Below are 23,755 nucleotides of genomic sequence, written 5' to 3' on the forward strand. Positions count from 1 at the left end.
GAATGAAATACTCTGGATATTTTTTGGCATACATACGGGCAACGCATTGGAGATAGGAAGGCGGATGTACCAGGCCGGGCAAGAGGTCACAAAGGCTGCTTAAAATCATTTTAGCAATACTATGAATTCTAACGGGCTTACCAATGGGGATGGTATGCTCTTAAAGCACCTATAACAACAATTTTAATTAACATATAACTATCTTGAATAACTTATGTAAATAAAAAAGCCGGAATTTAAATCCCGGCTTCTGTGTTTTATTCTAATTTTTTCTTACTTCTGAAATTGCCTATTTAGAGTTTGGTTGTTTTTCATCTTTTTTAAATATGCTATTGGACTTATACCACCTAGTGACTTGTGAGGATGAGATTCATTGTAATCATCCATCCACTCCCAGACTAATTCTCTGACTTGATGTAAATCACTAAACAGGTAAGCATCCAAAATATCTTCTCTGAACAAACGGTTAAATCTTTCTATATAGGCATTCTGCGTAGGACTGCCGGGTTGTATATACTTCAATTCAATTTCATTCTTTTGTGCCCACTGTTTAAGGGCTTTTGATATAAATTCAGGACCATTGTCTACTCGTATTTTTTTGGGCTTCCTTCGACTATATATAACCTCATTTAATATTTGTTTTACGCGCTCTCCGGACATTGAAAAATCAACCTCTATGGCCAAGGCTTCCCGATTATAATCATCGATAACATTCAATACCCGAAATTTTCGTCCAAAAACCAAACTGTCGCTCATAAAATCCATTGACCAGGTATTATTTATCTCTTGTGGCTGGCTTAACGATTCTTTTTCGCGAGCCGGCAATCTTCGTTTTCGCTTTCGTCTTAGATTTAAATTCATTAAGCGATAGACTCTTAATACCCGTTAGCGATTCCACTTCAGCCCTTCATTTCGAATACGGCCATAATATTCATCAAATCCTCTGGTGGGATATTTTTCACTCAGTTCATTGAGCTTATCAATTACTTCCCCATCATCCCGCTGACTTTCATAATACCACATAGAACGATGCAAATCCGTTAATCGGCATGCCCTGCCAATGCTAATACAATAGGTCTTCTGTAAGTATTCAGCTCTTGCTTTCTTCTGACAGGGCTTTAAAACTTTTTTCCCAATAAATCTTTTAACATCTTATTATCCAGACTCGCCTCAGCATACATTTGTTTTAGCTTCCGGTTTTCTTCTTCCAACTCTTTTAATCGTTTAAGCTGAGAGACTTCCATCCCGGAATATTTCTTGCGCCAATTATAAAAGGTGGCTCGGGATATCCCATATTCACGACATAAACTTTGGGCATCAATTCCACTTTCATACTCCTTGAGTATCTTTACAATCTGACTCTCTGTAAATCTTGACTTTTTCATAACTATTTTTTGACTGCTTAAAATTAATATTTTGTCTAATTTTAAGCTGTCCAATTCGCGGGGAAGGCTACACTATCCTAATCGTCCAAGGAAATGGCTGTATAAATCTTTCCAAGTTCAGTCTGCAAAAACTGATTGTAAAGTAAATGAAAATTATCTTCAACAGAAAATAACGGAAGTGTTCCTTGAATATTCGGAATTCTCTTTAACCTTGCCACTACATGAAAATTTTTGAACCCCGATTTTGGGCAAATGTGCCTAATTTCGGTTTTTTTTGTTTACTCAAAGATAGTGATAATAGCCTTTCCGTCAAAAGAATGGGCTTCTTGTGAATGTTCCTAAACTAATAACTCAAAAAATGAAACAGCGTACATTTACCATATATTATAAATAGTTTAATCCACACCAACTTTTCCAACACTCACAAAATTCAACCAACTCTACCTACTTAAAAAATTAGCCTTTACTCCTTTAAATGTTATTTTCACCGGTTTAATATATCCATTCTTATCAAAAAACATTCTATCAATACAGACAACTCGGCGATTAGGATCGGTTTCGCCTAACGGCCTACGATGATATACAATATACCAATCATCACTGCCTGGCTTATGCAGGACAGAATGATGTCCAGCTCCTGTCGCTACCTCAGGGTCTTGTTCCAATATAATTCCTATGCGTTTAAACGGCCCCATCGGGTTATCGGAAATCGCATAGGCTACTCTGTAATGGGGACCTCCCCATCCGCCCTCCGACCACATAAAATAGTATTTCCCATCTTTTTTAAGCATACATGGGCCTTCCACATATCCTTCGGGTGTCACTTCTTTATACCATTCTCCGGTCGAAAGAGGTTCCAACCCGGTAAAATCCTCATTGAGTTTTACAACGTTACAATGTCCCCATCCCCCATAATACATATAATAGGTATTGTCATCATCTTTAAAGATAAATTGATCAATAGGTTGCGCCCCGTTAACAATTACATTAATCAAAGGCTTTCCAAGCAAATCTTTGTAGGGTCCTTGAGGTTGATCACTTACGGCAACCCCAATGCCACCTACTTCTCCTTCATGGACGTCATTGGCTGCAAAGAATAAATAATATTTTCCATCCTTCCGAATTACACCAGGTGCCCACATGGCACGTTTCGCCCACGTTACTTCCGTCGTATCTAGAATTCGATGATGCCGGGTCCAATTCACCAGATCGGGCGATGAGAAACAATCGAAAAAAACCTGTTTTTCATACACATCAGAGTATGTCGGAAAAATCCAGTATTTTTCATCATAAATAATGGCTTCCGGATCGGCATACCATCCCTCAAATACAGGATTAGATGAATACCTGCCAGTCGACGCTTTTCTCTGCATTTTACAGCCAAAAACAATAAAGACAAATGACATTACAAACAGAATCTTACTCATAATTAAATAGTTATTTACAATTCAGCTTTTACCGGTTTCTATATGGATCCAACCGACTAAATAAAGGGATAAAACGTGCTTGCCCAACAATGATTGTTCCAATAAGAACATGAAAAAATTTATGGTCATGCAAGTTTCATCCGGCCTATGATTTAAATCAATTTGATAGGGAAGAACAATAGAAACCTTTATATATTTCCCCTTATTAAGAAAAGTTATCCCACGGATAACTAATTTGAGTTTATTAGGTCAATGCAACAGAAATTTAATTCTTTCGGAAATCAATTCCAACATTGACAGCCCACTTTTCCCATGCTCTTTCCAGTTCTTTCACTTTCTCGGGATATTGATCTGCCAGATCCCTGGTTTCCGTGTGATCTTCAGTTATCCTGAACAACTCCCATTGTTTGCCAGGAAGAGCCGACATCTTCCACATGGCAGTGCGAATGGCTCTCCCACCTTGGTGCTCCCAATACAAAGTATCATGAAGAGAAACATTTTCATCCCTAATTAAGGGGATTAAACTTTTCCCAACGGGAGGAATCACCTTCCTACCATTGACATATTCCGGAAATTTAGCACCAGTAACATCCAAACAGGTAGGAAGAATGTCCATAATATGTGCAACCCCGTGATTAATGCTGTTTTCTTTGCCCTTTAATCCGGCTGGCCAGTGAATGATAAAGGGGGTTGCGATACCACCTTCATACGACTCCATTTTCCAGTAACGAAACGGGGTATTGGAAGCACTGGCCCAGGCATCACCAATATAATTCCATGTGGTTTCTCCTCCAGGATAGTGGGCATTGTATTCAATCATGACGGAATCCCGCGTGAAACCAGGACGATCGAATCCGGGAGGATAACCTCTTTCATAGGAAGCCCCATTGTCTGAAAGGATCATAATAATAGTATTCTCATATTGACCTGTTTCCTTTAATTTTTGAATAATCCTGCCAACTCCCTGATCCACCCGGTCGATCATGGCGGCATGAACCGCCATACATGCGGCCTCGTAGTCTTTTTCCTCACAATCTTCCCAACGTTTTCCTGACGAATTAGCAGGCAAGGGATAGGTCTCCCTGTTTATAATTCCCATTTTCACCATTCGCTGATATCGTTTCTCCCGCATAACATCCCACCCCTCTTTGTATGTATCCTTGTATTTTTCTATATCCTCTGGAAGGGCATGCAAGGGCCAGTGAGGGGCTGTATGGGCAACATACAAAAAGAAAGGTTTATCATCTTTGCTATAAGAATCAATGAGCTCAATGGATTTTTCAGTTATAAAATCAGTCATGTAAAAATCTTCAGGAACCTCTTTTATGGGTTTCTCATTGTGAACCAAACTAAAAGGATCAAAATAATTGACCACTCCCCAAATGACACCCCAATGTTCATCAAAGCCACGGTTACATGGATAATTCTCTAACGGGGAAAAGGATCCGTAATCCACCCGATGGGCCAACCATCGTAACTGTTCTGTGGGGTCATCTAACGGTTTGGTTTCAGACAGATGCCACTTTCCAGTCATGCCGGTATGATAACCGTTTTCCTTTAGCACTTCAGCAATAGTTGCGGTATTCATGCTCAAATTAACCCCCATGCCGTTAATACCTGCCCGATGCGGATAGTGGCCAGTCAATAAGGAAGCTCGTGAAGGACAACACCTAGCAGTATTATACATTTGCGTAAAACGAATACCCTGGCTGGCCAATTGATCAATATTGGGGGTATGAATCTCTCCTCCATAACATCCCAAATCGGAATACCCCATGTCATCCAGCATCATAATCAGAATGTTGGGCCTTTCTTCCCTTGGTTCGCCGGCTAAAAAAGAACATCCAGACAGAAAACCGCCCGTCAAACAAAATAAAAATAATATCCTATACATATTGTTATTCTTTCTCTTTTAATTTCACCCTCTTAATTCAAAGAAAACTAAATTATAACCCATTAGGATCTTATGGACAGGCTAAAAAGGTTGTTCCAGTCTATATACCCCTTCAAAAATCGAGTTAAAACCATGTAGATAACTAAATCATTTCCATAATGAGCGCCTTTTAACCATCGACCAAAAACATTAAATCATTTCTTCCAAAAGTATTCAGAAACAAGCATGGGGCAAACCCCATGCTTATTGATTTCACTTTCAGACAAATAAACTCTGTTTGTTAATACAACGTAACTATATTATCAGATCCTATCTCTCTTTTCTTTCTGAGCCATATATTAACGAATTTTTATTAACCCCTCTCTAATCACTAACCACACTAATTACTTCCTGATTTATTTTTCGTATTCTTGGTTCCTCAACTTTAACAACTTTCCGGTCGTAGGTAATCAGGCCGTTGACTTCGACTTCCACATCGGTAATCTGGGTATAAACAGCGGCAGAAAAGCCTGATTTAACCAATTCTTTTAGTTTTTTGGCATATCGGACATATTCATCTGTCACTTCTTTGGAAGATTTGAACTGAACATATCCCCAATTTCGATCTTTTGCCCATAAATGTCCTTTAATGGGCAAACCAATACCACCATATTCTCCCAGAACGGTAGCTCTTTGTGCATCATAAAGGTACAAATCGGGTTCAGGATAATTATGAAGATCCAGAATATCACCGGTTTGAAAATGATTGCCGCCACTGGCAGGATTAACCAAACGCGTCGGATCATATTGTTTGGTCCATTCCGCTATTTCAACAGTTTTAAACTGTCCCCAGCTTTCATTAAAGGGAACCCACACCGCTATACTGGGATAGGAATAAAGATAATCTATGATCTCTTTCCACTCCTTACGGTAAATATTTTCTGAATGAGGGCTTCGCTGATTCTCGGAACCTTTAAAGTAAGTCTTGTTTTGCCACCCAGGTCCGGCATCGCCATTGGGCATATCCTGCCAGACCAAAATTCCGATGCGATCGCAATGGGTGTACCAGCGAGCCGGTTCAACCTTCACATGCTTACGTATCATATTAAATCCCAAATCCTTGGTCTTTTGAATATCATATCGAAGTGCTTCATCGCAAGGTGCCGTATACAACCCATCGGGCCACCATCCCTGATCCAGAGTTCCAAAATGAAAATAGTTTTTATTGTTAAGCTGAAGCCGCATAATACCCTTTTCATCCCTTCCGATGGATACTTTTCGCATGGCAAAATAGCTTTTTACCCGATCCAATTCTCTATCCTTGTTAAGAAGAACTACTTCCAAATCATAAAGAAAGGGGAATTCAGGACTCCAGAGTTGGGGATTCTCCAATTTTATTTCCACCGGATTAGGAACACTTGCCCTTACGGTTTTAATAACCTTTCCACCCTCTTTTACCTGAACTTCTAATACGTCACCATAATCTGCTCCCGCCACCAGGGCTTTTACTTCCACGATGTTATGGTCTATATCGGGAGTCGTACGTACCGCTGAAATATATTTGTCACCAACAGGTTCCAACCAAACCGTTTGCCATATACCTGTTACCGGAGTATACCAAATACCTCCTGGTCGAGAAACCTGTTTTCCTCTTGGCTGAGGTCCTTTATCCGTCGGATCCCAAACTTTTACAACTAATTCTTGTTCCCCAACTTTAAGAAATGGAGTTATATCAAAAGAGAAAGGTGTATAACCCCCTTCATGCATCCCAATTTTCACATCATTTAACCAAACTTCAGCCCTCCAGTCAACAGCCCCAAAATGCAATAGTATCCTTTTCTCTTTCCAATCTTCAGGAATTGAAAAGGTGCGTTTATACCATAAGATATTTTCCTCTCCTACCCTTTTTTGCACACCACTTAAACTGGATTCCACGGCAAAAGGCACTAAAATTTGGCCGTCAAAATTCTTAGGTTCACAACTCTCTTTGGAGGTAATAGCATATTCCCACAATCCGTTCAAATTTTTCCAATGAGTACGTTCCATAATGGGACGAGGATATTCTGCCCAAACGTTTTTTGGATTCACCTCCTCAGCCCAGGCAGTTTTAATTTTATCCCCCACCGGTTTCCACTGGGCCTGTACTAATATTCCAAATGTCCACATTGCTGTAAAAAATAACAGTACTTTTTTATACATATCAATTTAGTTTTATGGGTTATACTTCATTTATTTTATTGAGCTCTTTGTTCGAATGGAACTACCATGGTTAAACCTTATACATATTATTAGGGTGTCATCCATCCCTTTGCTCGTTTCATTTACAGTTTCAAATGGGAACTTCAAACAGGAAAGTTCCTCTTCCTGTTTTTTTGTATTACATGTAATAGATAAAAATCAATCTGAACAGGGAAATACGAATTCCTATTTCTTCCGGAAACTAGGTTTTGGCTGGAGGGTGGTCCCGGGAATTCCTTCTATGATTATTTTAGGCCAATCATCTTCCCAAATCACTCTATGAAGCATTAAGACCCTACCTTCAGGATTTGTTTTATCCACGGCATGGTAAAAAATCCAATCGGCACCCTCATCATCCTGCACAATTTCCGAATTGTGCCCTGTCCCCACAAAACGACTATTACCGCTAATTAACACCTCGTGGTGATTATCCATCATACTATTACCTTCTTTATCATGGTAAGGGCCAAATAATTTATCAGCACGACCGACAACTGTCGTATAAGTACTGTTGATCCCTTCGCAACAGGACCCGATAGAGGCAAACAAATAGTAATAACCATTCCTTTTATGAATGTAAGTTCCCTCATAAGCTGTACCGGCCACCTGTCGTTTTTGAGCTCCCGGCTTCAGTTTTAAACCATCATCCGAAAGTTCAATGGCATAAATCCCATGAAAACTGCCCCAGAAAAGGTATTTTTTACCATCTTCCTCCATAAAAAAAGGATCTATGGAATTTTGCACTCCAATCTCATTACTTCTAAATAATTTTCCATGATCGGTATAGGGCCCTTCAGGTAAGTCACTGGTGGCAACACCTATCCCACAGGTCCACTCACCGCCCCACACTGACATAGAGTAATAAAGCACATACCGGCCATCTATTATATTTATATCCGGTGCCCATAACCCTCCATTTGGCTCAAAGTCGGGTCGTGTCTCCTGGGTAAAAGCTGTACCCACAAATTCCCAATCGACAAGATTTTGCGACCGGTGGATGGGGATATTCCGAATATCTTCTGTTGCAAATAGATAGAAATATCCATCTTCTGCCTTTACCACCGAAGGATCCGGTAAACTCCTCCTAACCACAGGATTAACATATCCTTCATCATTTTTCTCTTCTGTATCAGAAGTCTCATTCTTTTCATTCCCATTACATTCGCATCCTGCAAAAATGATCGTAGTTATCAAAAGATTGAATATAACAGTGAACAAAGATTCTTTCATCTGCATAATTTTTATCTAAATTGTTTAATGTAACTTAAAATTTATTAGTAGTTAGTCAATAACACCTTGTGAAACCATCACTGTTGACTAATCACTAAAAAGCTTTCCTGATTATGCTCGTTTCACACACATTAATTATTGAATGGATTTACTGTACATAATTCATCTATCAGAATGTTGACCATTCTATTTCATGAACTCAACCCCATTCCCGGGAGTTAACATCTCCCACAACGACGCAACAGTCCAGCCGGGAGCAAATATATCGTTATAAAAACCCTTTCCGTTTTTTCCGTAGTCCCACTTGGTATGTTGCACCACTTCAGGATAATACCCTGTTCTGGCCACTCCACACATGTGTCCCGGAAAAGGTAACAACTGAAGCATGGAGGTTTCAATGACATGAGCAAATTCAGAAAACCTCTCTTCACCGGTTTCTTTGGACAGGTAATTCAGTACATCCACAAACTCAAAAATAAATACATCGATATGGTTGTTTTCAACCGATACGTTACCCCATCCTCTGGTTTTCAGACCCATATCTCCCAACATTTGCCCCTTGGCAAATGGAACGTCCCATAAATAATACCAGGACAAAGCGAAATATGCCGATTTTCTAGCCAGCCGAATATAATGGTCGCCTTTCCTGCCTGATGAAGCCAAAGCCAGATAATACATGGCCGTCGATGCATAAAGTGAAGCCTCCTTATCCTCACAGTAGGCATCCAATGTGGAAGAGAAATAATCAGATTTCTCTATCACCTCTGTCTCAAGGTAATCCCCAGCTTTTTCAGCACTCTTCAAATACAATTTCTCATTAAAATACCTGGAAGCCATAACCAGCGGAACGATGGCCGAAGCGGTACTTCCTCCGGTGGAATCCATTAACTCAAAATTATCTTTGAATTTCCGGGGAAAACTGCCATCAGGGTTTTGAAGTCTAAGAAAATTAGAGAGTAAATCTTTCATTCTGGCTTCCCATTTGAGATGCCGTCGTCCCTGTTTCCGTTCGTAATGAAGGTAGTTCAGTATCGCATATACTCCTTCCGATTGTCTGCGGATACTATAAACATGTGGTTCCTCATTGGTCCGATAATTTATGGATTCTCTAAAAAAACCCGATTCGGTAAATCCTTTTTCCAAGTAGCTTTCAAAAATTTTTTCAGCAATTTTTCCAAGCGTCGGATGGTCACTTTCAATAGCATATTCATGAGCAAAGAAGGCATTTAGAAGCACACGGCCAATAAAACCAACTTCGGCTCCCCCCATATCTCTGCAGTCATCGGTATGTAGATGTATACCGGAAAAATAGTTTAGATCCTCGGTCTCCACAAAACTCTCGGTAAAGAAGTTGGACAAAGTCTTTTTTACCATATCTCTGCTATAAACTGTTTCCACAGGTGCCGGTTTTAAATAATCATACGTAGAGGTCCAAACTTGTGACACAAAATCAGAAAAGTCGGAGGCTTTCCCTCTCTTTACTATCCAATTCAATGTTTTTGTTTCGCCCTTCTTTAGTTCACGAAATGTGATAACAGGGGGAGCTAATGTCAATTTCCGAATATATGCTTTGGGACTCTCTCTGTATGGATACCCAACGGAGAGCCATGCCTGCCCTTCCATACTTTCAAAGCCCGTGAACCCTAAATCGCTTTCACCCGACAGGATCACTTCACCGTGATATATGGCGGTATAGGCATCTGTATGAATATCATCCGTTCTCAAAACCGTAAAATATCGACCAGATGCTTCATCATAAACCCCGGTTAACGGTGAACTTAACCGGTCTTCTCTTACCTGCCAGCTCTCACTGGTGTGAAACGATGGTGCCTCCCGTGGGGAACGAAAATTGTGACGATACCAGAATCCCGGCATCAAAAACTGACAATCTTGATGATTTGCCCCACCGGCAGCTATATTTTGTTTGAAATTAAAAAAGACATCTTCATGAGCCGTCAAGGAAATTTTATAATGAACCGTATTTCCGGATGTCTCAATCCTTCCGGTTATTTCTACCGGAAGCACCTTCCCGGCTTTATAACTATAGGTGTTCTCTGAATTTGTTTTTTCAATTTCCAAATCGTAACACTCCGCCGGATTTCCAGGATTCTTTAGCATTATTTCAGCTTTTATCCCTTCTAGGGGTTGAGAACGCACAATGCTATAAAAAAAGGTCATCGTTAACAGACCAAACAAAAACCTGCTATTTAAATATTTTTTATTATTCATGAATTTCTTGAGTCTAATTATATTCCTAAAATGCACAATCGAATAATCTCCACCCTTCCAACACACCATCCCCTTCCCTATAAATAACCATTAACCAATTTGAAAATCCCTCTTTGCCTCTTTTTCCTTATGGGATAATCCGCCTGGGTGACTATTATACTGTCAACCAACTACAACATAAACATTTGGCTATAAACCAACCACACTTATTACTTCCAAAACCAATTTGCAATTAGGGTTTCAATTTCATTTTACACCAAGTGTTGGAAGCATCCTCCTGGCTGTGAACAACGCATTCTTCTGTTAGCCTTCCTTCCTCATCCTGGTAGCAGAGTTTGAAATTTATCCGCATATCATTTCCCAATTGATAATCCAGGGCAGAAAGTGGAACAGCCAATTCCAGAGAATATCCTTCCTGGCTCATTTCTTGAGTAGACAAGCGGATACCTTCAATATCATAATTTATCCACTTCCCTCTTTCTCCCTTGCTTATATGGTATTGTCCCTTTGAATTGCAGAAAACTTTAATAAGACCAGTGTCCGGGGAAGTAAGGCAAAAATTTCCACCATCTATATAAACAGTAACCCCTTCCTCTTCCATGATTACTTCATGCTCCCAATTGCCCTTATACTTTACTAATGCAGCGAAATACAAAAAGTCTTCATCATGCGCAACATCAGCCTGCAAATTGACCAAACCTCTGTGCCCGACAAATACAGGGAACTCTTCCTGCCACTCTTGCCGATCCAAATGGCCATCAACAAGAACCTCTCTGACAGGCGCCACTAGTTCCGGGATGACATGCCCTAAAATGATCCATACTTCGCTGATAGGGCTTCGAAAAGTGGTACTCGACGCCGCTACCACAGTGTTCCTGTCCCAAAGTGATATGGAATTCCATTTGGCTTCACGATCCATTGGAACTTCAAAAGGTTGTGTGATTCTGGAAAATTGAAGTCCGCGAGAATCACCAATAGCCACTTCCATCGTAGAGAGTTCCCAATTGGAAGATCTGCCACGCGTTGTCTGATAGGAAAGTAACAATTCTCCCGAAGGAAGTTGCATTAAATAAGGGGCTCCGGCGTATACCTGATCCGGCAATTGGGATTCATGGGCAACATGGCGGTTGGAAGAGGCACCGTCGACCGGTATTTCCCATGGGTTTTCAAGTGAAGTGCGTACAATGTACGGTTTGAACTGCCCAGACACATTGTCTTCTATAGCCATCACTATTTCATTTCCCGCAATTACAGGCACGGGCATCCCATCGCGATGGTTCTTCCTGAAGCTTACTTTGACACTTTCCTTACTCCATGATATTCCATAATCTAATGAGCTTAACATGGATATTTCCTGCTCATCGGATTGGGTGTATGGTCCTTCATTGGCAAAATAAACCTGCAATTCTCCTGAAGGTAACTCCAAAAAAGAGGGTTCCCAGCAACCGTTCGCAAATTCCTTGCCCGCTTCGTAAATGACCTGAGGGGTAGTCCATGTTTCTCCCAGGTTGGTGCTTCTGCTCACGGCTATGGCAAATGGTGCCATCCCGTCACGGGATGGACGATAGTTACACCCTGCCACAAGATCTCCGTTACTCAACTGGATCAATTCTCCATTGGCTTTGTTTATCGTTACCGATGATTGGGTATGTTTTTCAAAAAGAATGGTCGCATCACTCCAGGTATGACCATTATCTTCACTTTTTATGATCTCCACATTGCCATTGGTCTCATATATGGCCATCAAAACACCCTCTTTCAATCGTCTTATCCTGGGGTAACCTGCCCATGCCTGCTGCCCTCCCTGACGGGGCACCAACCGCTGCATAGAACTATTATCCCAGGCTATACGAATACCATCCAAAGGCTCATCCGTTGTTCTTTTAAAATCTGTCAAGCTTTCATGATTCTGCCCTTTACAGGATAATAGTATTGGCCCCAAAAGAACACATATAAAAAAGGATCTAAATTCGTTAATCATAATCTAATTGGTTTTCAAGTGAGGAACCATATAATTGGAATCGATCACCATCAAATCAGGTCCGTTACTTTGCTCCTCAAAGCTTACTGTACTGATATACATGTGACGGGGGTGAATACTCCTCTCATCGTTATGGGCATGGAATACTATTCTGAGATTTCCGCTTTTATCTCTGAACAGGGCACTATGGCCGGTGCCAACCAAATCACCGGGTTTCTGTAATATGGGATTTCCCTCGTATTTTTCCCAGGGGCCTGCCGGGTTTTCCGACGTAGCATAACCAACACCATAAAACGGGCTCTCATAGCTGTTGGCCGAATAGGTCATGTAATATATATCCTTATGTCGGATCACATAGGGCCCTTCATTGACACGAGGCCAAACGTTTTCCCACGCCTGCGAAACATGAATGCAGGGCTTCATGGTCCCCGGCTTAATATCAACAAGGTTTTCCTCAAGTTCTGCTACCCAGATATTAAGCCCATCATTAAACCGAACAAAATAGAGCCACGGAGTTCCCTCTTCATCAATAAAAAGGGAATTATCAATACATTTCTCATCTGCTATCATCGGTTTTTGCTCCGCTTGAACAAACGGCCCCAAAGGACTGTCACTGGTTGCAACACATATATGTTCATCTGCTGAATAGTACATATAAAATGTACCGTCTACATAATAAACTTCAGGGGCCCAGAACCATCTGTCACCCCACACATCTGACTTATGAAGAACCAATCCATTGGTCAATTCTTCAGGAATTCCCCAAGTCTTAAGGTCCGTTGAAGTGAAGACAATGATTCCATCCTCCGAAAAAGTCCCATAAGCATAGTAAACACCTTCAAAGTACATTATAAATGGATCACCAAGTGGCACCTTTACAATAACTTCTTGGGCATCTGAAGATCCATTTTTTCTTTCGGAACAGCTCCCCCAAAAGAATCCTACGACTGTTAGAAAAATAAATATTCTATTTGTCATTTTCTAAGTTTTAAAATTTTTGAATGCGGCCAAAATAGTTTTGACCGCATTCCACTTCAATATTTTGATATAAACACTCAAAATATTTTAACTATTTACCTAATAATTAGGATTTTGATCGAGATTCTCATTATTATTTACTTCGCTCGATGGAATAGGAAGGCAATCATGGCGTCCTACAACGAAATTATTGAAATCGGGATCTCTCTGAGCCAATTCATTAACTCCTTCTTGATTCTCCATCAAACCCCAACGCCGCAAATCGGCCCATCGGTGTCCTTCGAAGCACAATTCAAGAGAACGTTCCATTTGTAGACGCTTCAGAAAAACTTCTTTGGTTAGAGTGGCTTCAGGATAATTCACCTCAAGTTTTGGCATATTGGCGCGAGACCTAACTCGGTCTACCATGGCCACAGCTTCATCCAAATTCCCGGAAGGTAGATTGGCTATACACTCGGCATACATCAGTAATACGTCAGCATATCTAATTAAACGAACATTAACGGGACTATGATAATCATCATAATCGCGGTAATAATCGGTTCCATATTTTCTTATAAACACACGATTCCGGTAATTGTCCTGGTTCCATACTTCCATCCCGAATCGATAGATTTTGTCATTTCCCGGAAAATCTTCAGCCATTTGCTCATAAAATAGACTCTCTTTTAAACGAATATCATAACCCCCATCAAGATTCAATTCTTTTCTAAACTCTTCCACAATCCAAGGTCTTGCTTCTCCATCCGTCCATCCAATTCCGGGAGGTGCAAAAAATTGCCCACGATTGAGACCTAAATTGGGATCTATATCGAAATCTCCATCACCCGCTGGTGCTTTGTGTATATCGGAATATTGAATTTCAAATACCGATTCCATATTGTTCTCATTAAAATGAGTAAAATTATCTTTGTAATTGGGAACCAAATCATAATATTGAGCTCCATCACCATTCACAAGCCATTCCAAATCCTGAAGTGCTTCATCCCACTTGTGTTGCTGCATCAGACATTTGGCACGTAAGGCATAGGCAGCCCCTTTGGTGGCACGGCCCAAGTTATTATCATCCCACTGGGGCGGAAGCATCTCTATTGCATTTTGCAAATCATTTTCTACCTGCTCCCAAACGTCAGAAACAGGATGGCCTTCCGGTGTATCTCCCGGTTTTGAAGGCTCCAGAACTATAGGCAAACTATTATTCTCGCTCCCCCAAAGAATAGCCAGATTATAATAGTATAGGGCCCTTAAGAAATAAGCTTGTCCCAGCACTTGATCTTTGCTCGCCTGATCTTGAAATTCTATGCCTGGCACATAATATAACACCTGATTAGCACGAAAAATAGCCTCATAGCAATCTCGGTAAGTCCATCCATTTCCTTCCCAAAAATTATAATTGTTATAAATAAATCTTGTCCATTCGGCCAATTCTATCCATGGACTGGAACTAAATCCTTCATCAGATGCCAAATCAAAACGAAACCAAATCCAGCGGGAATAGGTCCCCGGCTTATAAAACATGTTGTAGATAGCATTGACGCCACTCACGGCATCGGCTTCATTTTGCCAAAAGCTTCTAACCTCTATATTGTTTGGATTACTTACATCTACTATATCCTCACAGGATGATATTAGTAAGCCAAGGGAAAAAATATATATTATTAACTTTTTCATATCTCAAGACTTTTTTTAATGATTGAAGAATGATTTTTTAAACATTAAAAGGTCAATTGCGCTCCAATTGTTACTGATTTTGGATTTGGGAAAGCTCCATTGTCATATCCTCGTTCCCAAATATTACTATTGCGAAATTCCGGATCTAAACCGGTATATTTTGTAAAAGTGATCAGATTCTGAGCATTCACAAACAGCCGTAAATTTTCCACCGAACTTCCTAAGAATGTTTTTGGAAAATTGTAACCCAAAGCCATTTGTTTCACCCGCAGGTAAGACCCATCTTCTAACCAACGAGATTGATTACCTCTGGCATTCCGGCCATCCTGATAGATAGGTCTGGGATCTTTGGCATCCACATTATCCGGAGTCCAGGGATCATAATCAGCCCTGTAATTGGAGTTATCATCAAAACGATCCATGCCGCTTCGGGGACCATTAAATACCTCATGTCCAAAAGCTCCACCTAATTGAAGTTGAAAGTCAAATCCTTTCCAGGCAACCTCCGCATTCACACTAAGATAAAGATCCGGCCATGGACTTCCCACATGCTGACGATCAGCATCCGTAATCATCCCGTCATTATTGTAATCTTCAAACCGAATATCTCCCGGTTGGGCATCCGGCTGAATCAGATGGCCTTCATGAGTATGGGCCAACACTTCCTCCATGGAACGAAAAATTCCGTCTGTCTTTATCAGGTACCATTCCCCAATTGGTTCTCCAACATGCGATTGAGTGTTCCACTGGGTAAAGTATTCTCGTCCGTAACCCAATTCCAGAATCTCATTTTTGACCGTCCAAATATTTGGATTCACAGAATATCGCCAATTGCCTTTGGTCTCCCGCCAAGTAGCTGATAATTCAAAACCGGTATTCTTCAATGTGGCAGCATTCACATTGGGATTCCCTCCGTTATTTCCTGTCGACATCAAAATCTGCATGGCTGTGAGCACATCCCTTGTTTCAGACTGATAATACTCTGCCGACAATTCCAATCTGTTATTCAGAATAGTTGCATCAATTCCCACATTGAATTCGTGAAGTTCCTCCCATTTCAAATCTTCATTGACAAGTTTCACCTGTGTTTGTCCATTCACCAAATGCTGGTCGGTTCCAAATATAGCTTGTGGAAAGGAATTTATAAAAGCCACCCAATCCCACGGGCCAATATTGGAACTACCCAAAACACCATAGTTGGCCCTTATCTTCATGTCATCAATCCATGCTATTTCAAAAAAGTTTTCCTCACTTATTCTCCACGCACCTGCAATAGAAGGAAATACACCATTTCTATAATCAGGTCCGAATTTAGAAGAGGCATCCCGACGTATCGTTCCACTCACCAAATATTTATTATCATAGGAATAATTTAACCGTCCAAATACCGAAAACAGTTTCTGCATATCTTTATAGCCACCCGTTTTGGGATCTTTCTGAGCGGCATTTAACTGTTCAAAGTAAGTCCCGTCACTCAGACGCAACAACTCATTTTTGGTACCCCATAATTGTTCATAAGAAATATCCATAAAACTGGTTCCTACTACGGCACCAAAGGAATGGTTTCCAAAAAAATCATTGTATTCCAGAGTATTGTCATATACCAAAGAATTAAACCGGGCTTGATTCTTATTTAAAGAAGAGGGATCCCATGGCTGATTATAAGTCCAGTTTCCTTCCTTTCTCAAATACTTATGTTGGTCTGAGCTGGTTTCGAATCCAAAGTTGAATTTATACTTTAACTTTTCGAACAATTCCAGTTCCGTGAAGATATTTCCCCTTAACCTTAAATTTTGATTCTCCGTCTCTGTAAGACCTTCTTTTGCCACAGGATTGGTTCCAAAAGTTACATCCCTTGATCCATCACCATATCCATAACCTCCGGGATTGTCTTCATTATAAACAGGGATGGTTGGCAACATCCGCCATACATCAGTGATCGGATTGGTATCCAACTCCTCTACCTTGTAGTTACTTATTATTACATTTTCTCCAATTCGAAATCTGACATTTTCACCAAAGTCCCTAAATGCAGATGTATTTACGCGCAATGTGATTCGCTCGCTCTCTGTCCCTATGGTAGTTCCTGAATTACTTTGATAATTGGAAGAAACATAATAAGTTCCGCTCTCTGTTCCTCCTGAAAAGGATACATTATAATCATCTACATGACCCGTTTTAAAGGCAACATCTTGCCAATCGGTGTTGGCATCAAAATGATTGGCTGGAGCATATCCTCCATTTTCAAATGCCAAATCATTTAATTCAATCCATTGGTCGCGATTTGTCAGATCATATCGTGGAAGCCACTGGTAACTTTTCTTGACTGAAAGATCTATCTTCATAGGACCTTCCTGTCCTTTTTTAGTGGTGATAATAATCACCCCGTTAGCAGCTCGTGAACCGTAAATGGCGGCTGCAGAAGCATCCTTTAATACCTGTACAGATTCAATATCGTTAAAATTAAAGTCCCTATTTGCACCTCCCTCAACTGCAACTCCATCAATAACATAAAGCGGTTGACTCGAGCCAAAGGATGTGGTTCCCCTTATTTCGACCCATCCTTCAGCTCCCGGTTTTCCTTCCGTTCTGCTGAATACGCCCGGAATGGTTCCCAACACATCTCCAACAGTCCCCGTCACAACTGTATTTTTCATTTGTTCAGGTTTAAATACCGAAACCGCTCCGGTTAAATCGGCCTTCTTTACTGTTTGGTACCCGATAACGACTACTTCATCCAGCGATTTTAAACTTTCATACATTGTAACATCTAATGAGGATTCGCCACTGTAGGTAATCTCTTGAGCCTCCATCCCAATAAAGGAAAACAATAATGTTTCACCGAGACTCACTTCAATGGAATAGTTTCCTTCTGTATCCGTAATAGTCCCCTTTTGGGTATCTTTTACTATAATGTTTACGCCGGGAATAGGGACCCCGGATCCATCGGTAACCTTTCCCCGAAGGGTTTCTGTTTGAGCAAATAAACCCGTCGGAATTAACATTAAAATCAAAAAGAAGATTCTTTTCATAGTTAAAATGTTTTAATTGAATATTACGAAGCTTTTTAAACCTTTTTTAACCTCACTACAAATAAACAACACTTATTAACTTTTAAATGCAATTTTTTAAGCAAAAAATCACATCTGGTGATCAATCCAATTATTTTTTTTATTTTATGACATTAAATGCCTAAATTGTGGCATATCCCGACCAATTTGTGGCATCAGATGAAATAGAGTTTTCATTTATTTACCATTCACAACAACATTCAACGCCATGTTTTTTTTTGATATGCGGCCTAAAACGCGGATATTTATTTTGCTACTGCATTTTTCATTAGTGCAGGCGGTTTCTGCCTACAATTTTAAATTCATAAATTTCCAGGTTAACGATGGCCTTTCCGAAAACACCGTTCAATGCATCCTACAGGACCATCAGGGCTTTTTGTGGTTTGGCACCAAGGATGGATTAAATCGTTTCGATGGAAAAGAGTTTAAAATATTTAAACACGAGCCAGGAAATCCGTATTCTATTGGAAATAATTTTATCCGGGATCTATTTCAAGATGAAGACCACATAATATGGGTAGGGACGGATCATCAGCTCTATTTATTTGACCCGGTGACAGAACGGTTCAGTCCGTTCCGTTTTCAGACGCAAGACGGGGTCTCTATTAATTCGTCAGTAACATCCATTAAATCGGAAAGTCAGGATAAGATCTGGATTGGTACTCTAGACCAAGGTGTATTCTGTTTTACAAAATCTACAAAGACCTTGATTCAATATACTCAAGGCAGCTCCAGTACCTCTATAGGCTCCAATCTGGTCTGGAGAATTTACCGCGACAATGCAGGTACCATATGGATAGGGACCAGGAATGGTCTTAGTGCCTATAATAAGGAGACCAACACCTTTGTTACATATGGATCCCGAAAACCAGACAGCCCCATAGAAGATCCTGAAATACTGGCTATTTCAGAAGATTCGGACGGAGAATTATGGCTGGGAACCTGGAGTGGAGGACTGGTTCGATTTAACAGAACCTCCGGCAAATTCACCACTTATTTTAATTCAAAGGATAGGACCTATATCACTCATATCAGAGCCATATTCGAATATCAAAAAAACGAACTTTTAGTAGGGGCAGACGACGGGTTATACCTCTTTAATAAAAAAACACTCGAATACAACAGAATAGATGACCCTGGGGATCCGCATAGTCTAAAAGATCAAAATGTCTATGCCATTTTTAAAGACCGAGAAGAAGGTATCTGGATAGGCACTTACTTTGGGGGCGTTCATTACCTATCATCAAACAGTAAAATCATTGAACATTATTATCCCAAACAACATAAAAACTCTCTTTCGGGAAAAGCGGTCAGCCAGTTTTGCGAAGACCCTGCCGGCAATCTCTGGATAGCTACTGAAGATGGAGGATTGAATTATTTTGACACAAAAACAAAAAAATTTACTTCATTTCTCCCTTCCATCAACGCAAGGAGTATCAGTTATCACAACCTTCATGCCTTGGTTCTGGATAATAACAAACTGTGGATCGGAACTTTTTCAAGGGGGCTGGACTTAATGGATCTGAATACGGGGCATTTTAAAAACTACCAGTATAATCCCAACGACACTAACTCTATTAACGACAACTGTGTTTTTTCCCTTTACCAATCAAAATCCGGAATTCTTTATGTAGGTACTCCTTTTGGTCTGTGTCGATATAATCCCCAAAGCGATAACTTTACCCGTATCCCTGAAATCAAGGGTTTTGTTTATGATATGACCGAAGATCATTTGGGAAACTTTTGGGTAGCTTGCTACGGAGATGGACTATTTAAACGCAACCCAGAAACAGGAAGATGGAAAAATTACAGACATAAAGCAAACGACCGAAAATCTCTTTGTTTCAATAAACTGACTGATGTTTTTATGGATGAGCAACACAGACTCTGGGTGTCAAGTGAAGGAGGTGGAATCTGCAAATACAACTATGATTCGGATGATTTTTGGACCATTAATACATCAAACGGATTGCCCAACAATGTCGCTTATGGAGTTGTTGATGATAATCACGGAAACATTTGGGTGAGTACCAATAAGGGTATCTCAAGAATCGATCCCACCACTTTAGCCATTAAAACCTATACTCAGGAAGATGGTTTGCAAAGCAACCAATTTAATTACCGTTCCACTTTCAAAGCTCGCAATGGTAAATTTTATTTTGGGGGAATTAACGGCTTCAATGCCTTTTATCCAAACGACCTTAAAACCAATAAATATGTTCCGCCGGTTTTAATTACCAAATTCGAATTGCTGGATTCTCTTGATTCCACCCTCAATGATTCCGTCTTTAATCAGGCGCTCAATACTACGGGGAAAATTACGCTAAAATATAATCAGGCCTCATTCAGAATCAGCTTTGTTAATCTAAGCTTTCAGGCACCTTCAAAAAACAAATGCGCTTATATTCTCGAAAATCTTAACACTAGTTGGATCACTACCACCAAACAAAATCAAGTCTCATACATTAATCTTGCCCCTGGACATTATATTTTCAAAGTTAAAGGATGTAATAATGATGGGGTGTGGAACACCGAAGGAGACTCACTGAGCATTGTTATCCTTCCTCCTCCATGGAAAACTAATTTTGCCTATACCATCTACTTTACCCTACTCTTTATTATCATCCTCTCATTGGTAAGGATTTACCTTAAAATTTCTCATGCAAGGCATGAAAAAAAACTGGAAGAATTTAAAATAAAGAAGGAAAGAGAGATGTACCTTTCAAAAATAAATTTTTTCACCAATATTGCGCACGAAATCCGCACCCCGTTAAGTCTGATCAAGGCGCCGCTCGATTGCATCAAATCATCCAACCTCAGCAAGAAAGATATCGAAGAAAACATTCAAGTCATCGACAAAAATGCCGAACGGTTGCTAAACCTAGTAAACCAATTGCTCGATTTTCGTAAAATCGAAGAAAATCATTATACTCCTAACTTTAATCCTGTCAACTTCAACACCCTCATTACAGACATTTGTTACCGGTTTAAGCCTGCCGCCACTCAAAGAAAGATCCTCTTAACTACCAATATCCCACCAAATCCCATTATTTGCAATGCTGATCGCGATGCTTTGACTAAAATTATCAGCAATCTTCTAACCAACGCCCTAAAATATGCCAGCCATGAAATCAACATTGCTTTATATAAAACCGATGATTTGGTAGAAATTACCGTCACTGACGACGGCCCAGGGATTGAACCCAAATACCGGGAACGTATCTTTGACCCTTTCTTTCAAATCATTAATAACAACAAAGATGATAAACAGTACGGCACAGGCATAGGGTTGGCTTTTTCCAAACAGCTTGCTGAAAAACACAACGGCACCATCATTTTAAAAGATGATTCCGACCACCGCGGAACCTGTTTTGTGGTCCGAATAAGTACCAAACTTCAGAAAAGCGCTCATTCAATGTTGTCGGAAGAGAGGCCTCAACCCCTCGATGACAAAGAAAACACCCTGGATATTCCGGCCAAATCTAATGGTAAACTCAATTTGCTCATTGTGGAAGACAATGAAGATCTTTGCAATTTCTTGGAACGAAACCTAAAAGTTGAATACAACGTATTCAAATCCTCCAATGGGAAAGAAGCCATGAAACTTCTGGAAATTCACAACATAGACATCATCATTAGTGATATAGTAATGCCTGAAATCGACGGGCTGGAGCTAGTACAAAGCACAAAAAACAATACTCAGTTCAGCCATCTGCCCATTATTCTCCTGTCGGCAAGAACAAATGTGGAAACCAAAATTCAAGGCCTCGACGCTGGAGCGGACAGCTATATTGAAAAACCATTTTCATTGGATTATTTGAAAGCTCAAATACACAGTCTTATTCGAAACCGGGAGCGACTTCTGGAAAAGTTTGCCAACTCTCCTTTTGTACCTTATGGAAGCATCGCAAACAATAAAAAAGATGAAGAATTTTTAAACAAGCTCAACCAAGAAATAGAAAACAATTTGACAAATCCCGATTTTTCTATTAACCACTTAGCCAGTGCTTTATTAATGAGCCGTTCTAATCTCCAACGAAAAATCAAAGGAATTTCAGGAATGACCCCCAATGATTATATCCGGGTTTATAAATTGAAAAGAGCCGCCCGATTGATTATCGAAGGAGATTACCGGATCAATGAAATATGTTATCTTGTTGGGTTTAATAATCCCTCATATTTTGCCAAATGTTTCCAAAAACAGTTTGGAAAACTCCCCAGTGAATTTCAAAAAGAAAATGCTATAAATTAAAATGTGATTCTCGGTCCATAAAAAAATCATAGGAACAATTTACCAAACAACACTAAAAAAATTACAACATACAACATATTAATATTCAATCTTTTCCGTTAAGCCACTAAAGACAACAACTATTCAAGCATTTTATTGCCGGAATAAAAAAACGTTGTATATTTGTATCGGGTTAGGGTTAAGGTTAGAGGGTTGTCGGCATCGCTGGCAGCCTTTTTTAATTTAATTTTTTCCCATACACCGCAAGGAAGTGTTAAAGTTAAAAGTATGACTGTAGATAGTTTTCAGTAATTTCTTTCCAAAACTGTTATGCGGTCCAGTAAAATTTTGAAAAATTTCTAGGGAATTTTAGAACTAAGAAAAAATCGCAATAAATATTAAAAGTCTGGATATTTGGAAGTGTTTAAAAAGTGCGTCCGAAAATGATCTATCTCAGTTTAGTTAGTATTGCAGAATTAATTTTTATCCTGGTTGGATAAATATTCTTATGAGATTAGTAGTTATTCTGGCAAGGCACCCGACGGGAAGGAAGGACTTGTATAGTCTTGACAGTATAACTGTTAAACACTTCCTTTATTAATCAAATCAGGATGTTCCATCTGCTTTTCAGGGAATAATGTTTTATCTCTGTCAATAACCCGGCAATTGTCTAAAATATGCACATTTATCCATTGCCGTTTTGGCCATCAACACAATAAAAGATTCTTCATTAGGCATAAATCCACGTATACGCAATTCCCTCCTGAAGTCTCGCTGTAACCGCTCAATCCAGTTGGCGGTATAAATCATTGACTGAATTCGGTAATCATAGTTCAGATACGTAAAGAAATAATGTTATGTTGGGTCGTATCCACCCGTGCAAATGCTTATTTTTGGAGTTCACTTTTATCAATAAATTGCGGCAAAAGTTCTTTGAAATTTTCGGAAGGAGTGGTATGGATGTTTTCCATTACGTACTTCAACCACATTTGAGGATCGATTTCAAGTTTCTTGCAAGTGCCGAAGAAGCTGTAGAACATAGCGATATTTTTGGCAGCATCGTGTGAGCCGGCGAACAGATAGTTCTTTCGTCCCAAAGCCAGAGGACGAATGGCGTTCTCCACCGGATTGCTGTCTATCTCCAGCATACCATTGGTTAGATAGTTTTGCAGACTTGTCCATCGGTTTTTGCAATATTCAAAAGCTTTACCCAAAGGACTTCTCGGTATAACAGAGCTTTTGTGTTTGTTGATGTATGTCCCTATTTTATTAATTACCGGCAGTGATTTTTCCAGCCGCAGGGCATGTCTTTGCTCATGAGATAAATTTTGATCCCGAGCAATGGCTTCAATAGAATAGAGAAGCTGAATCAGACTAAGCACATGAGAGGCTCGTTCTTTATCATTTTTCAATGCAGCTTCAAAATACCGCCTGGCATGAG

12 protein-coding genes and 1 pseudogene are annotated in these 23,755 nt (G+C 39.9%); 1 reads left to right on the plus strand and 12 read right to left on the minus strand.

What is annotated here, in order from left to right:
- Positions 1-273: 273 nt before the first annotated feature.
- From BM130_RS14390 to BM130_RS14440, 10 genes and pseudogenes are all read right to left on the minus strand, one after another.
- A pseudogene (locus BM130_RS14390) lies at positions 274-1,385 on the minus strand (IS3 family transposase).
- 440 nt (positions 1,386-1,825) lie between these two features.
- Positions 1,826-2,812 (minus strand): glycoside hydrolase family 43 protein, encoded by a 987-nt coding sequence (locus BM130_RS14400; protein ID WP_010527121.1) that lies wholly within the window; start codon positions 2,810-2,812, stop codon positions 1,826-1,828.
- A gap of 265 nt (positions 2,813-3,077) precedes the next feature.
- A complete protein-coding gene (locus BM130_RS14405; protein WP_010527122.1) occupies positions 3,078-4,706 on the minus strand; it encodes an arylsulfatase in 1,629 nt (542 codons plus the stop codon).
- Positions 4,707-5,069: 363 nt separating this feature from the next.
- A complete protein-coding gene (locus BM130_RS14410; RefSeq protein ID WP_010527123.1) occupies positions 5,070-6,884 on the minus strand; it encodes a glycoside hydrolase family 2 protein in 1,815 nt (604 codons plus the stop codon).
- A gap of 225 nt (positions 6,885-7,109) precedes the next feature.
- Positions 7,110-8,153 (minus strand): family 43 glycosylhydrolase, encoded by a 1,044-nt coding sequence (locus tag BM130_RS14415; protein WP_074964412.1) that lies wholly within the window; start codon positions 8,151-8,153, stop codon positions 7,110-7,112.
- A gap of 186 nt (positions 8,154-8,339) precedes the next feature.
- Positions 8,340-10,271 carry a hypothetical protein gene (locus BM130_RS14420; protein ID WP_237706107.1) on the minus strand — a complete coding sequence of 644 codons (1,932 nt, stop codon included), beginning with the start codon at positions 10,269-10,271 and terminating at the stop codon, positions 8,340-8,342.
- Between the two features lie 343 nt (positions 10,272-10,614).
- Positions 10,615-12,279 carry an exo-alpha-sialidase gene (locus BM130_RS14425; protein WP_237706108.1) on the minus strand — a complete coding sequence of 555 codons (1,665 nt, stop codon included), beginning with the start codon at positions 12,277-12,279 and terminating at the stop codon, positions 10,615-10,617.
- A gap of 87 nt (positions 12,280-12,366) precedes the next feature.
- Positions 12,367-13,341 (minus strand): glycoside hydrolase family 43 protein, encoded by a 975-nt coding sequence (locus BM130_RS14430; protein ID WP_010527127.1) that lies wholly within the window; start codon positions 13,339-13,341, stop codon positions 12,367-12,369.
- Between the two features lie 99 nt (positions 13,342-13,440).
- The gene (locus BM130_RS14435) at positions 13,441-15,012 is read right to left on the minus strand and encodes a RagB/SusD family nutrient uptake outer membrane protein (protein WP_010527128.1); all 1,572 of its coding nucleotides are present in this window, start codon (positions 15,010-15,012) and stop codon (positions 13,441-13,443) included.
- A gap of 44 nt (positions 15,013-15,056) precedes the next feature.
- A complete protein-coding gene (locus BM130_RS14440) occupies positions 15,057-18,044 on the minus strand; it encodes a SusC/RagA family TonB-linked outer membrane protein (RefSeq protein WP_010527129.1) in 2,988 nt (995 codons plus the stop codon).
- Between the two features lie 289 nt (positions 18,045-18,333).
- Here BM130_RS14440 and BM130_RS14445 point away from each other — a divergent pair, with 289 nt between their 5' ends.
- Positions 18,334-22,335 (plus strand): hybrid sensor histidine kinase/response regulator transcription factor, encoded by a 4,002-nt coding sequence (locus BM130_RS14445; protein WP_237706109.1) that lies wholly within the window; start codon positions 18,334-18,336, stop codon positions 22,333-22,335.
- Between the two features lie 630 nt (positions 22,336-22,965).
- On the opposite strand, the gene BM130_RS15850 is transcribed toward BM130_RS14445, so the two are convergent.
- On the minus strand, positions 22,966-23,124 hold the full coding sequence (locus BM130_RS15850) for a transposase (RefSeq protein WP_010527131.1): 159 nt from the start codon (positions 23,122-23,124) through the stop codon (positions 22,966-22,968).
- Positions 23,125-23,201: 77 nt separating this feature from the next.
- Positions 23,202-23,755 (minus strand): IS66 family transposase (locus BM130_RS14455; RefSeq protein ID WP_139217725.1); only part of this gene is annotated, 554 nt, incomplete at its 5' end.

The organism is Thermophagus xiamenensis (genome assembly GCF_900112795.1).
GTDB classification, from domain to species: domain Bacteria; phylum Bacteroidota; class Bacteroidia; order Bacteroidales; family Marinilabiliaceae; genus Thermophagus; species Thermophagus xiamenensis.